Annotated in this window: 8 protein-coding genes and 1 pseudogene; 4 read left to right on the top strand and 5 right to left on the bottom strand. The window is 59.7% G+C overall.

Annotated elements, in window-relative coordinates; all coding sequences use genetic code 11:
- The 5 genes and pseudogenes from ACIREA_RS13315 to recF form a co-directional block, all read right to left on the bottom strand.
- Positions 1-309, bottom strand: a pseudogene (locus tag ACIREA_RS13315) (hypothetical protein); the annotation flags it as partial.
- Complete coding sequence (locus ACIREA_RS13310; RefSeq protein WP_397382762.1) at positions 299-913, bottom strand: hypothetical protein; 615 nt, start codon at positions 911-913, stop codon at positions 299-301. The pseudogene ACIREA_RS13315 and the gene ACIREA_RS13310, both read right to left, overlap by 11 nt.
- 6 nt (positions 914-919) lie before the next feature.
- Entirely contained in the window at positions 920-1,771 is an 852-nt protein-coding gene (gene mreC / locus ACIREA_RS13305) for a rod shape-determining protein MreC (protein ID WP_397382761.1), read from the bottom strand.
- An 80-nt stretch (positions 1,772-1,851) separates the two neighbouring features.
- Positions 1,852-2,883, bottom strand: a complete 1,032-nt coding sequence (locus ACIREA_RS13300) for a rod shape-determining protein (protein WP_377169129.1) — start codon at positions 2,881-2,883, stop codon at positions 1,852-1,854.
- Between the two features lie 214 nt (positions 2,884-3,097).
- Positions 3,098-4,168, bottom strand: coding sequence for a DNA replication/repair protein RecF (gene recF / locus ACIREA_RS13295; protein WP_397382760.1), 1,071 nt, complete (start codon positions 4,166-4,168; stop codon positions 3,098-3,100).
- Between the two features lie 76 nt (positions 4,169-4,244).
- Here recF and hisS point away from each other — a divergent pair, with 76 nt between their 5' ends.
- The 4 genes from hisS (at position 4,245) to ACIREA_RS13275 (ending at position 13,666) form a co-directional block, all read left to right on the top strand.
- The gene (gene hisS / locus ACIREA_RS13290; RefSeq protein WP_397382759.1) at positions 4,245-5,534 is read left to right on the top strand and encodes a histidine--tRNA ligase; all 1,290 of its coding nucleotides are present in this window, start codon (positions 4,245-4,247) and stop codon (positions 5,532-5,534) included.
- A 49-nt stretch (positions 5,535-5,583) separates the two neighbouring features.
- Complete coding sequence (locus ACIREA_RS13285) at positions 5,584-10,956, top strand: PVC-type heme-binding CxxCH protein (RefSeq protein ID WP_397382758.1); 5,373 nt, start codon at positions 5,584-5,586, stop codon at positions 10,954-10,956.
- A gap of 118 nt (positions 10,957-11,074) precedes the next feature.
- A complete protein-coding gene (locus ACIREA_RS13280; RefSeq protein ID WP_397382757.1) occupies positions 11,075-12,418 on the top strand; it encodes a DUF1501 domain-containing protein in 1,344 nt (447 codons plus the stop codon).
- A gap of 117 nt (positions 12,419-12,535) precedes the next feature.
- Positions 12,536-13,666, top strand: coding sequence for a Re/Si-specific NAD(P)(+) transhydrogenase subunit alpha (locus ACIREA_RS13275; protein ID WP_397382763.1), 1,131 nt, complete (start codon positions 12,536-12,538; stop codon positions 13,664-13,666).
- Positions 13,667-13,744 lie beyond the last annotated feature (78 nt).

Here is a 13,744-nt window from a genome sequence, read left to right as displayed (position 1 = left end):
AAAGGTGATCTCAGGCACGGCTGCCTTCTTGATCTTGGCGAGGCGCTTGTACTCTGTGACGACTTCAGCCAGATTGATGCGAACCTCAAAGCTTGCCTTGTTGGTGGCAAGCACGACGCCATTGCGGTCCTTGATCTCTCCACGCGGACCGGGAATGCGCGCGCGTTCCTTTTTCGCCCCGGGAATCATCTTGGAAAACTCCTCCCGGCGGTCAATCTGCAGCGACCACAGCCTGAACACAAGCAGTCCAAACCCGCACATCATGGCGAGCGAGAACAGATAGAGGCGGAAGCGATATTTAACGACCATCGAAACGGTACCTCAGGCCTTCGTATTTGATTTCATAACTCGACAGGCGGGCGAGCGAATAGAGCAGCAAAAAGATGAGCGGCGCGGCAAGCATGGCAAGCAGGGAGTCGGTGATCATCTTAGACCATACGCCTGCCGGAAACTGCAGGGAACCACGCAGGAACGTGATGATGAGATACTGCGAAATCAGCCACACAAAGACCGCCAGGCCGACCATCAGCACCGGGAGCTCAAGGCGGCCCCGTTTGAACAACGGGCGGATGCCCTGAAGCAAAGTGCCGAGCATGCCAAACAGGACGATGGAAAGGCCAAATGGCAGAGGGTGGCTGCCTGCACCCAGTTCAACGTCTGCACCGGTGCCAAACACATCCTCCGCACCTGACAGGCTCTCCAAGACTCCGGGAAGATGGCGGGCATCCCAGACAAACCCGGTGATGAACGCGAGCAGCAGCATCATCGAAAACGGTGCGGCCACGGAAGCGCTGAAGAAAAACACTGCCGGCAGAAACAGCGTGGCAAACTGGGCGATCTCCAGCCCGGGAATGAACTCCTGCACCATGAAGGTGAGCAGCAGCAGAATGATGGAGATCGGGTGGAACAACATGGCGGCTCAGGGCTTGGCGCGTGCCGGTGTCGCTGCAGGTTCCGGTGTGGGCTCGGCAACCTGCATTTCAATCACAAAGACATAATCCAAGGTGGAGAAGTCAACGGCGGGTTCGATGACGGCCTCTCCGGAAATCTCACGGTTTTCAAAACGCTTCACACGGCCCAGCAGCAGATCCGCAGGAAACACCCCGCCTTCACCGGAGGAGTAAACCCCTGCACCGGCATTGATGTTGGAGTTGCGATGGAGAAAACGCAGATGCAGCTCAGGGCGCACTTCCAGCGCAGCACGTTCGCCACCCAGGATGCCCTGCTCCAGCGTTCCTTCGATTTTGGCCGACACACGGCACATTTCATCCGTGAGCAAAATCACCTTGGCCATGTGCGGGGCCAGCGTGGAAGTCTTCCCCACCAAGCCGACGGATGTGATCACCGGGCTGTCCGTGCCGATGCCATCGAGTGAACCCTTGTCGATGATCAAACTGTTCCACCAGGTGCTGGAGCTGCGGCGGATCACCTTGGCCGCTGTCATTTTAAAAGGGGCCGACTGCTTGAACTCGATGAGCTGACGCAGCTTGGCGTTCTCCTCGATGATCTGGTTGTACTTCTGCTGAATAATGCGCAGCCGCTCCAACTGGACGCGCTGCTCATCGTTTTCCCGTTTCATTTCGACCGGATTGATCTGCGGAGCCACGGCAGACTCCGCCGCCTGCTCCATCGCCGCACTGCTGTGGATGAAAGGAGACAGCAGACTCATGACACGAGACTGGATCTGCCGGGTGGTCGCAGTGTCAAAGGTGAACACGGCAACCAGCCCTGCCACGAAGATCAGAAGCGCGAGGATGTTGAGCTTTTTCATGATTGGCCTTTCCTCCGGGCTGGGTGCGGTGCTTTTCGGCAGATGCTTTCAAGCGGACACAGTGCAGCGCGAATTGGTCATCAGACTTCGGTCGTGCTCACTTTGCGCAGGAATTCAAGCTCACTGAGCACCCGTCCGGTGCCTTCGCCGACGGCACTAAGCGGATCTTCCGCCACATGCACTGGGAGCGCTGTTTCTTCCTGAAGCAATTTGTCGAGGCCGCGCAGCAGCGCACCGCCACCGGCAAGCATGATGCCGCGGTCCACCAAGTCGGCGGAGAGTTCCGGCGGGCAGCGTTCCAAAGTGGTGCGCACAGCGTCGATGATCGCATTGAGCGGCTCCAGCATGGCTTCGCGGACTTCCTGGCTGGTGATGGTGATGGTCTTCGGCAGACCGGCCACCATGTCGCGTCCTTTGACCTCCATCGTCGTTTCCTTGCCCAGCGGGAAGGCGGAGCCGATGCGCAGCTTGATTTCTTCCGCAGTGCGCTCGCCAATCATGAGATTGTAGGCACGCTTCATGTAATTGATGATCGCTTCGTCGAGTTCATCGCCGGCCACGCGCACGCTGCGGCTGTAAACGATGCCGGAGAGCGAGATGATCGCCACCTCCGTGGTGCCGCCGCCGATATCGACGATCATGTTGCCCGCAGCTTCCTGCACTGGCAGACCCACACCAATGGCCGCAGCCATCGGTTCTTCGATCAGATAAACTTCACGTGCGCCAGCCTGCTCCGCGCTTTCCTTGACGGCACGCTTCTCAACTTCCGTGATGCCGGAGGGCACGGCGATGACCACGCGTGGCCCGCGCATCTTGCGCCCGCCGCCTTGCACCTTCTTGATGAAATGGCGCAGCATGGCCTCCGTCACACGGAAGTCCGCGATCACGCCGTCCTTCAACGGGCGGATGGCCGTGATGCCGCCCGGAGTTCGTCCGAGCATGCGTTTGGCGTCGTCACCCACAGCGACGACTTCGTTGGTGCCGGTTTTAACCGCCACCACTGAAGGTTCTCTGAGGACGATGCCGTGATCTTTTACATAGACGAGGGTGTTTGCCGTGCCGAGATCGATGCCGATGTCTTGGGCGACGAAGCCGAAAAGTTTGCCGAACATTGAGAATAAATGGGAAAAGTGTTGATGCGTACAGGCGTCAGAATCCAGATGCGCGACGGAGAATTCCAACTGTTTTGAGAATCACGAAAAGCCACGCGCGCAAGGCATTCTAACCCAGTTTAAAGCTAAAACCGCCTGAAAATGCGTCAAGGGATGTTTCTAAGAAGCTTGGGATTGGCAAATTCAGGCCATTTCCGGCCAAAAGCCACGCTTTTCAGCCCCGGATTCGGCAGAATTTGGCCTGTTCGACTCCAAAAACCCGCCCCGCCAGGTGGTCGGCGTCCGCCCAGTCCAGATTCGTGGTCGTGATGATCTTCTGCGTTCCAGGTGGCAAACAGGACAGCAGGGCCCGCCGGCGGTGGGCATCCAGTTCGCCAAAAACGTCATCCATCAGCATCAGGGGGGGCGAACCGCAGGCGTGCTCCAGCACTTGCGCCTGGGCGAGTTTCATCGCCAGCGCAAACGACCGCTGCTGGCCTTCTGAGGAAAAAGTGGTCGCGTCCAGATCATTCAAGCGCATCCCAATGTCATCACGGTGCGGCCCAAATGCGGTCGAACGCGTGCGAGCTTCTTCATCCCGCATCGTCAACAGCGCCTCAAACAAGCTCAACGCAGCATCACTCGTGCGCTGATAGGTGATGCACACATTCTCCACACCATCACTCAGCTTCGCATGCGCCAGTGACACCTCCGGGCCCAGGGCGGCGCACAGTTCTGCACGCCGCTGCCAGAGTGTCTGGGCAAAGCCGTCCATCACTCGTGCAAAGGCGTCCGCCTGCTTCCACGCGATGCTGGCATCCCGCTTCAACACATGATTACGGCCACGCAGGGCACGCTCATAACCACGCAGCGCATGCAGATAGTCAGGAAACATCTGGCTTGCAGCGAAGTCGAGAAACCTGCGCCGATGCTCCGCACCACCACGCAGCAAATTCATGTCGCGATGATCCATCCACACCACCACACCCGAGGCGGCAAGAAAATCCGCAGATCTGCTGCAGGTGGCACCATCGACCGCCAGCCGCCGCGTCGTGGCCGACTGCGCATAGCGCAGCCGTTTGCCATGCCAGTGCGCCTCTACCAGACACGTGGCAGCACCAAAGCGCACCATCTCGGCACGATTCGATGTTCTGGGCGACTGCAAGCGCAGCAGGACGCACGCAGCCTCGATGAGGGATGTTTTCCCCTGCGCATTCCTGCCCACCAGCAGCGTAACATCGGGATGCAATTCCAGCCTCGCCTCGGCGAAGCAGCGGAAATCGCGCACAAACAGGTCGGAGAGCATGCAATCAGGAGGTTACGTCACCCGCCGCATTTCCGGTTGCGTACCTGAGTGGCATGAAGATGAATCCCGCCCCTCTATGGAACCGATCCAAACAGTCAAAGGCTTTCGTGACTTCTTCCCTGAAGAATGCGCCGTGCGTAATTACATTTTCGACACCTGGCGCTCCGTCGCACGCCGGTATGGCTTCATGGAGTATGAGGGACCGGTGCTTGAGAACACCGACCTGTTTCGCAAGAAGAGCGGTGACGAGATCACCAGCCAGCTTTTTTGTTTCACAACTCAAGGAAAGGATGACGTCTCCCTGCGCCCGGAGGTGACCCCTTCCCTGGCACGCATGGCCACCGCACGTCAGCGTGACTTCAAGAAACCCATCAAGTGGTTTCAAATCGGCTCCTGCTTCCGCTATGAGGCGCCGCAGGCAGGACGCACGCGCGAGTTTGTGCAGTTCAATGCCGACATCCTTGGCGATGCCTCGCCTGCAACGGATGCAGAACTGATCGCGATGGCCATTGACGTGATGCGCGAGTTTGGCGTGAGCTCTGAGGACTTCGAGATCCGCCTGAGCAATCGCGAAATCTGGAACGGCTTCCTGGCCCAATTCAACATCACCGCCGAACACACTGCCACTTTCCTGCAGATCATCGACAAGATCGAGCGGGCCCGGTCCGAAGAGACGGAGAAGAAGCTCAATGGCATCGGCCTCACGCTTGCTGATGTGCGCGCTTTCATGGCCTCCGCAGATGAAAATCACCCGGCCTTCGCGGCATTGCGCGAAAACCTCAGCGCACGCGGCATCTGGCAGCACGTTCGCATTGATGCCACCATCGTGCGTGGCCTGGCATATTACACGGGCACCGTGTTTGAAGTTTTCGACCGCAAACACGGTCTCCGTGCCGTGGCCGGCGGCGGACGCTATGACAAGCTCTGCTCCCTGATGAGCGATGGCAAGGTGGACATGCCCGCCGCAGGTTTTGCGATGGGCGACGTGGTGCTCAAACTCCTTCTCGAGAAAACGGCCGGAGCGCAGATAAAGCTGACCAGCGCCTTGCTCGCTGCGAGCAGCATCGATGCCTACGTCGTTGTGGTGGATGAGGCCCAGCGCCCGCACGCGCTCGCCGCTGTGCAGGCCCTGCGTGCCGCAGGCGTCCGCATCGACTACAGCTTTGGCGCGCAAAAAGTCGGCAAACAGTTTCAGGCCGCCGAGGATCGCAAGGCCCGATTTGCCATCGTCTTCGGTGCTGAATACCCCGAGGTCGTGATCAAGAACCTGCTGGCCCGTTCGCAGAGTGCTGTGCCCGTGGCAGGTCTGGTCGAAGAAGTGCAGAAGCTGCTCGCCGAACCCGCGATTGGCCCGTTGATCGCTTAATAGGCAGGCAAGCAAGTGATCTTCATGAGCGTTGGTTTGAGCCAATCTCATGAAGTCCCTCCTGTTTCTTCTCGGCCTCGCTGCAATCTCCGCACAGGCACAACCGGCCTTCCGCGCAGGCGTCTCCGCCATCGACATCACGCCCACGACGTTCCCTAGGATCATCGCGGGCGGCTTTCTCGAAGGACGTGGCGACAAGATCGTGGACCGACTGCATGTGCGCAGCTTTGTGCTGGATGACGGCAAGATGAAGATCGCCTTCGCCATAGTGGACACCTGCATGATGGAGCAGCCGCTCATTGATGAGGCCAAGGCGCTCGCATCAAAACAGTGCGGCATTCCTGTCGATCGCATGATGGTCAGCGCCACGCACACGCACTCCGCACCGGCGGCGATGGGCTGCCTCGGCACACGCAAGGACACGGAGTATGGCAAATTCCTCACACCAAAAATTGCCGAAGCCATCGTGGCGGCGGACAAGGCTCTGCAGCCCGCGCGCATTGGCTGGGGCAGCTTTGATGACTGGGAGCACACGCACAACCGCCGCTGGATTCGACTGCCCGGCAAGGAGGTCGTCGATCCCTTTGGCAAACCCACGGGCCGTGCGAACATGCACCCCGGCTATCTCAGCAAAGACGTCGTCGGTCCCAGCGGCCCCGTCGATCCTCAGCTCTCCGTGATTTCGCTGCAAACCACCGACGGCAAACCGCTGGGCGTACTGGCGAACTACTCACAGCACTACTTCGGCAGCAGCCCGGTTTCAGCGGACTACTACGGCCTGTTCTGCAAACACCTCGCCGCGAAACTGGGCCAGCCGGGCGATGGCAATGGCGCCTTCGTCTGTGCGATGAGCCAGGGCACCAGCGGTGACCAGATGTGGATGGACTACGGCGCGGAGAAAAAGAACATCACCCTCGACACCTACGCCAGCGCTGTCGCTGACAGCGCCATGAAGGCGCTACAAAAGGTGGAGCATCTCGAATATGCACCGCTGGGCATGGTGGAGAAAACGCTGGAACTCGGCTACCGAGTCCCTGACGCAAAGCGCCTCGCCTGGGCGCGGCCCATCGCTGCAAAGATCGAGAATGACGTGCCGAAGAACAAGGAGGAAGTCTATGCCCGTGAGGCGCTGATCCTGCACGAGCGGCAGAAGACGAGCGTGAAACTGCAGGCCATCCGAATAGGGAATCCTGGCATGGGTGAACTGGGCATCACCACGCTGCCCAATGAAGTCTATGCGCTCACTGGCCTGCTGCTCAAATGGACATCCCCTTTTCAGAACCACTTCAACATCGAGCTGGCGAATGGCGCGGAAGGCTACATCCCGCCGCGTGAGCAGCATGCGCTGGGTGGCTATACCACATGGCCGGCCCGCACTGCGGGACTTGAGGTGGCGGCGGAGGAAAAGATTCGCACCGCCTTGCGCGAGATGGTGGGCGAGCTTGATCTGGCTCCCGGCAGGGGCATGAGCGAAGACTGCCCTCCTTACACCTCGGCAATTATCGACTCCCATGTCGATTTGTTCATCGATTTTCAATCGGGCATTCATGATCTTTGCGCAGTGCATACAGGTGCCAAAACGGTCGTGAAAGGCGGCCATGCACTGTGGCTGCCCGGCTTTAACGCAGGGCGGGGATATGGGGATGAATCGGCCCTCAAGCATCAACAGGTCCAGGTGCCACGCGACAAGATCAACCGCTCCATACACCTCGCGGGCGGACATATTGAAACGTCCAACCTCAAACTTGGAACGCAGGCCAGCGCGGCGGTCTGGTTCTGGCTCGGCCACGAAAGCGGCGCAAGTGATCGCACCGGCGAGTTAATCAACGCGCTCGGTGTCAGCTTGGAGGCGCATCAGGATGCAAATCATCGCGTGCGGCTCACGCTGGGCGGCGAGGAATCAAAGGAGGAGCTGTTTGCCGATGACTGGCATTTGGCGGTGCTCGTGCGTGATGGCGACCGCGTGCGCGTGCATATCGACGGCGCCGAAAAGCCTTCGCTGGAAGGAAAAACCGGCACAGTGAACGATACCCTGCTCTTTGGCAGAGGACTTGAAGGCAGGCTGGATGAAATCTCAATTTGGAGCAGGTCGATCGAACCCTCGTTGGTCGCAAAGCTATGGGACATTTCGAAGGTGGCTGAAGACAACGCGCGGCATGCAGTCACGCGGAAGGAACGGGCAAAGCAAGCGCAGGTGCAGAACTCGGCGTTGTTGCAAGGGCATGCAAACTGGTCTGCATCCATGCGCTTTCGCAACACCAAGGCGAATGATGCCAGTGCAGTGACGGCTTATCTCATTTCACGCGGGCCGAAGGGAGATGCTCAAGCTCCGGGAGATCACCTGGGCATCGGCGGCAGCTACAAAGACTCGCTGCCGGGCAGGTTGTTTGTCTATAATGGCAATGCAGCGAGTCAAATCGTGCGCGGAAAGACAATCATCCAGCCTGGTTCATGGAACGACGTGTCACTGGCACGCACGGGTTCACGCGTGAAGGTCATGCTGAATGGCAAAGTGGAGATCGATGCCGACCTGCCTGTCACTGCACCCGGCGCGACCGAGTTGTTCTTTGGCAAGCGCTGTGATGACCTCGCTCCACTGGAAGGAGAGTTCTCGGATGTGGTGGTGACTGGCTTGGAAAAGCCGGCCGCTGCCAAACCTGCCCCGAAGGTGGAGCTCGCCTCACAGCCGCTCTCTCCCGAGGAGTCGGCGAAGAAGTGGCATTTGCACGAAGGCTACCGCATCGAACTCGTCGCAGCGGAACCTGTGGTGCTGGATCCCGTGGCTTTTGACTGGGATGACAAGGGACGACTATGGGTCATCGAGATGGCCGACTACCCGCTGGGCATGGATGGCAACGGCAAAGCCGGCGGACGCGTGGTCATGCTCGAAGACACCAACGCTGATGCCCGTTACGACAAGCGCACAATCATCGTGAATGATCTGAGCTATCCCACCGGCATCTTGACCTGGCGCGATGGCGTCATCGTGACCGCCGCGCCGGACATTTTCTTCATCAAGCCGAACGGCGAGAAGCAAGTGCTCTACACCGGCTTTAGCACAGGCAATCAGCAACTCCGCGTGAACGGTCTGCGCTGGGGCATGGACGGCTGGGTGTACTGCGCAGCGGGCGCACACCACGGCGGCTACAACAAAGGCACGCAGATCGAATCCAAGCTCACCGGCGAAAAGATCGACCTCGGCAGCCGCGACTTCCGCTTCAAGCCGGACACCGGCGAGTTTGATCCACAGAGCGGACCATCGCAATTTGGTCGCGCCCACGATGACTGGGGCCACTGGTTCGGCGTGCAAAACAGCTTCCCGCTCTGGCACTACGTGCTGCAGGATCACTACCTGCGCCGGAACCCCTACGTCATTCCGCCGGACCCGATTCACCAGCTCTTCCCGCGCAATCCGTCGGTCTATCCCGCCAGCAGCATGGAGAAACGCTTTCACAGCTTTGATCAAGCCGGCCGCTTCACCAGCGCCTGCGGCATCGAGGTCTATCGCGACCGCTTGCTGTTCAAGGATGGCCAAACACACGCCTTCACCTGCGAACCCTTTCACAACGTGGTGCAGCATCACGTACTGGAAGATGATGGCGTAACGTTCAAGGCCACGCGCGATCCCGCCGAGGCAAAGATGGACTTTCTGGCCAGCGAAGACCGCTGGTGCCGCCCCGTGATGGTGCGCACCGGACCCGATGGCGCGCTCTGGGTGGCGGACATGTACCGCTACATGATCGAGCATCCGCAATGGCTGCCGCAAAACGGCAAGGATGAACTGCTGCCGCATTACCGCGAAGGGGATGACAAGGGCAGGATTTGGAAAATCACGCGCGCTCCTGAGCCGCCTCAAGGCGGGACTACAATACAAGATTTGAGTTCCTCGAATGGCTGGCAGCGCGACAAGGCGCAGATGCAGCTCGCGTGGAGCAGTGAGAAGACTTCCATCGATGGCCTCCTCAAATCCAAGCAGCCCCAAACGCGGGCGCAGGCCGCGTGGACACTGCTGGCCATGAAGAAGCTCAGCCCCACCGCATGTTTGGACTTGCTGGCAGATGCATCACCACAAGTGCGCGAACAAGCATTGCAGATGGTGGAGAAACTGGAGTGGAAAGACAACGAATCTTCATCCCTTCAAAAGACGCTAACGAAACTCGTAAACGACAAGGACGCGAAAGTGCAGCTGCAACTGGTCTGCACCCTCGGTGAACTGAAAGGCGACTGGGCGGCGGATCTGCTGGCTCAACAACTACGTGAGGCCCCGCCAGGTTCCTCTCTTCAAGGCGCAGCACTGAGTTCCGTGATGCCTCATTTGGAGGGAGTTTGCACACGCTTTCCTGAAAGTGCGGCACCAGAAAACAACCAGGTCATCAGCATGCTGTTTCGCTGCGCTTTGGCAGTGAAAAATGAGCAGGCGATCGCCACGCTGCTGTCCCACCAGGGAGCGCAAAAACATGCCACCGAACTGCTCGCCGTCCTTGATGAGAAGGGGCTCTCGCTCTCCGCGTTCACGCAGCAGGTGACTTCGGCGGAAGCGCGGCAGGGATTGAAGAAAATGGCGGACCTTCTCCACACGGCGGCAGAGGAAGTCAAAGCGGCCAAGGAGTCTCCGCCCATGGCGGCCGTGGAGCTGCTGGCATCGGACCGTGAACATCGCGAGATGGTGAAGACCCTGCTGCCGGAACTCTGGAAGAAGTCTGCAAACACCGAGGTGCTGCGTTTGGTGGCAAAACTGCAGCCAAAAGACGGCCCCGATTTCTTGCTCGAGAATTGGAATGAACGAACACCGACGGTGAGGCTTCAGATCATCGAGACCCTGCTTTCCAGCGATGCCTGGACCCTGGCACTGCTGCAGCGGCCGGAGGCAAAATCATGTGATGCGGCACTTCGCGCGCGACTGACGAAACACCCGAAAAAGGAAATCGCGAAACAGGCCGCGGCGGTGTTTGCGGATGCCACGAGCGCCACGCGTGCAGCGGTGGTGGAGAAATTCAAACCCGCGCTGAAACTGACGGGCGACGCGGCGAAGGGAAAGACGATGTTCGCGCAGGTGTGCATCAGCTGTCACAAACTGGACGGCGTGGGCATCGAGCTGGGGCCGGATCTGCGCAGTGTGGTGCAGCATGATGCGGAGAAGCTTCTCAATTCCATCCTTGACCCGAGCGCGATCATTGAGCCGGGATTCATGGCCTATCATTGCACGCTCAAAAGTGGCGAGCAGCTCTATGGCGTAATCGCCACGGAAACGAGCGCGAGCCTCACGCTGAAGATGGCGGGCAATCTGACGAAGTCCGTGCTGCGCAGCGAGATCGCGAGTTTGCAGAGCACGGGCACCTCCCTGATGCCAGAAGGCCTCGAAGCAGCGCTCACGCCGCAGTCGCTGGCAGATTTGATCGCGTATTTGAAGCTGGTGAAGTGAATGCAGGGAGGATTTGAAGTGCTCGGTTAGAGTTGCTCCTGGCTCCGCGTATTGAACTCCGATGTCATCTCCCGATCATCCCTGCTCCGGCCACAGTGCCCCGCATGCATTCACGTTCATGAACCCGCGTCTGCGGGATGGCGTGGTCGTCCATAGCAGGCGCTCGGTGTTGAAAACGAGCCTCGCAGGACTTGGCGGCCTCACCCTGCCTGCGCTGACGAAGCTGCGCGCAGAGGGAAAGACCACCAAGAGCGGCAAAGCGGTGATCCTGCTCTGGATGACCGGCGGCCCCTCGCAGATCGACACCTGGGACCCGAAGCCAAATCGCCCGCGTGAGATTCGCGGTCCCTTCAAAACGATCCCCACCAAGCTGCCCGGCACGCACATCTGCGAGTATCTGCCCAAGCAGGCCGCCATGCTGGACAAGTTCACACTCATCCGCTCGGTGGACTGCCGCTTCAGTAACCATGAGCCAAACATGGTCATGCAGACCGCAAACCTCGCCAACGAGCCGCGCACGAATCCGAAGGCGAAATATTATCCATCCTTCGGCAGCATCGTGGCGAAGCATCGCGGGTCCAATCATCCGGCCATGCCGCCTTATGTCGTGCTAAACATGAAATCGCGCTCGCACGTCGCGTGGGGCGGCTACCTCGGCACGCAGTATGATCCCTTCGATGGCGGCAGCGCCACCAAGCTCTTCCAGCTTCCCTCCGGCCTCAGCATGGATCGCCTGCAAGCGCGCCAGACGCTGAGCAAACAAATGGACGGCCTGCGCGCAGACATCGATGCCAGCGGCATGATGAGCGCCATGGACAGCTTCTCGCAGACCGCCTTCGACATCGTCGCCGGTGGCCGGGCGCAGGAGGCTTTTGATCTCAGCAAGGAACCGCAAAAAGTACGCGACCGCTACGGCGAGCATGACTGGGCCAAGCAGGCGCTGCTCGCACGCCGTCTCGTGGAGCGCGGTTCATCCTTTGTCACCATCGATCTCAGCAATCACGGAGCCTCCGGCACTTGGGATAATCATGGCGACAACATCCCGCCCTACGGTGGCATCTGGAATGGCCTGCGCCCGCTGCTGCCAGTGTTCGACCACGTCATCACCACACTCGTCAGCGACCTCGCCGAGCGCGGCATGCTTCAAGACACCCTGGTCATCACCATGGGCGAGTTTGGCCGCACGCCCACACTCGGCACGCAGGGCAGCACCGACGGCCGCAATCACTGGCCCTACGTCATGTCCATGTCCCTCGCCGGTGGCGGCTTCCGTCACGGTCAGGTCATCGGCGCCTCTGACAAAGACGGTGGCCAGATTGATGAACGCCCTGTCACTCCCGGCGATCTCGCCGCCACCATCTACCACCACATGGGTGTCCCGCTGGATACGATCTACACCGATCATCAGGGCAGGCCCAACTTCATCGTGGATCAGGGTGCGCCGTTGCGAGAGCTGATTTGAACCTGCCGTTCAGTTCCGCTATCTAGGGCCGGAGCCTATCCACGCACTCTCCTTTCATTCTTTACATGATGATGGCCAGGTGTCAGGCTTTGTCATCGTTCGTGTCCACACATGCAGATGACTGTCGCTGTTCCCAAAGAAACCCATGCGGGAGAAACGCGCACCGCCCTGGTGCCTGAGCATGTGGCCAAGCTTGTGGCCCTGGGGGCAAAGATTGAAGTGGAATCCGGTCTCGGGCTTTCCTGCGGCCACAGTGATATGGATTACACGAGAGCCGGCGCAGCAGTGCGGACAGATCGCGCAGCGATGCTTGCCGCCGCAGATGTCATCCTCCAGGTGCGCAAGCCGACGCTCGATGAAGTGAGCGCCCTGCGTGAAGGCGCGGTGCTCATCGCCTTGCTCGATCCGTTTCAATCGCCTGAATTAATCCGTGCGCTAGCGTCACGCAGTGTCAGCGCCATCAGCATGGAGATGGTGCCACGCAGCACGCGGGCGCAGAAGATGGATGTGCTCTCCTCACAGGCGAGCCTGGCGGGTTACGCCGCCGTGATCGTGGCCGCAGGGCAGTCAGGCAAGATTTTCCCGATGATGATGACACCGGCAGGCACGATCAAGCCGGTGAAGGTTTTCATCATCGGCGCAGGCGTGGCGGGATTGCAGGCCATCGCCACGGCCAAACGGCTCGGCGCCAAGGTGGAGGCCTTTGATACTCGGCCAGTCGTCGAAGAGCAGGTGAAATCACTCGGTGCTAAGTTTGTGAAGATCGACGTGGGTGAGACCGGCCAGACGGAAGGCGGTTACGCCAAGGCGCTGACCGACGACCAGCTCAAGCTCCAGCGTGAAGGCATGTCGCGCATTTGCGCGGAGTCGGACATCGTCATCACGACGGCGCAGGTATTTGGCCGACGCGCGCCGGTGCTGCTCACCAGCGAGATGCTGGATGCGATGAAGCCGGGCAGCGTGGTGGTGGATCTCGCCGTCGAGAGCGGCGGCAACGTCGAAGGCGTGGTGGCGGACCAGATCATCGAGCGCAAAGGCGTGAAGATCGTCGGCATCGCCAGCCTGCCGGGCCGCGTGCCGGTGCATGCCAGCCAGATGTACTCGTCCAATGTCACCGCACTGCTCACGGAGTTCTGGGACAAGGAGACGCAGGCGCTGAAGCTGAACCTGGACGATGACATCCTCAAAAGCTGCGTCGTCACCCATGACGGGCGCATCGTGAACGACAAAATCGCCACCGCCACCTGACATGCCATGACCGTCGAAATGCTCATCTTTGTCATCTTCGTGCTGTCGGTCTTTCTCGGCTTCGAGCTCATCTCCAAG

The organism is Prosthecobacter sp. (assembly GCF_044373815.1).
In the GTDB taxonomy this organism is placed as follows: Bacteria; Verrucomicrobiota; Verrucomicrobiia; order Verrucomicrobiales; family Verrucomicrobiaceae; genus Prosthecobacter.
This window is presented reverse-complemented; position numbering and strand designations above follow the sequence as displayed.

Excerpts from the sequence above, each read along its gene's own strand:
- ACIREA_RS13300 (WP_377169129.1), bottom strand. The coding sequence starts at position 2,883 with ATGTTCGGCAAACTTTTCGGCTTCGTCGCCCAAGACATCGGCATCGAT.
- ACIREA_RS13310 (WP_397382762.1), bottom strand. The coding sequence starts at position 913 with ATGTTGTTCCACCCGATCTCCATCATTCTGCTGCTGCTCACCTTCATG.
- ACIREA_RS13285 (WP_397382758.1), top strand. The coding sequence starts at position 5,584 with ATGAAGTCCCTCCTGTTTCTTCTCGGCCTCGCTGCAATCTCCGCACAG.
- ACIREA_RS13280 (WP_397382757.1), top strand. The coding sequence starts at position 11,075 with ATGAACCCGCGTCTGCGGGATGGCGTGGTCGTCCATAGCAGGCGCTCG.
- mreC (WP_397382761.1), bottom strand. The coding sequence starts at position 1,771 with ATGAAAAAGCTCAACATCCTCGCGCTTCTGATCTTCGTGGCAGGGCTG.
- hisS (WP_397382759.1), top strand. The coding sequence starts at position 4,245 with ATGGAACCGATCCAAACAGTCAAAGGCTTTCGTGACTTCTTCCCTGAA.
- ACIREA_RS13275 (WP_397382763.1), top strand. The coding sequence starts at position 12,536 with ATGACTGTCGCTGTTCCCAAAGAAACCCATGCGGGAGAAACGCGCACC.
- recF (WP_397382760.1), bottom strand. The coding sequence starts at position 4,168 with ATGCTCTCCGACCTGTTTGTGCGCGATTTCCGCTGCTTCGCCGAGGCG.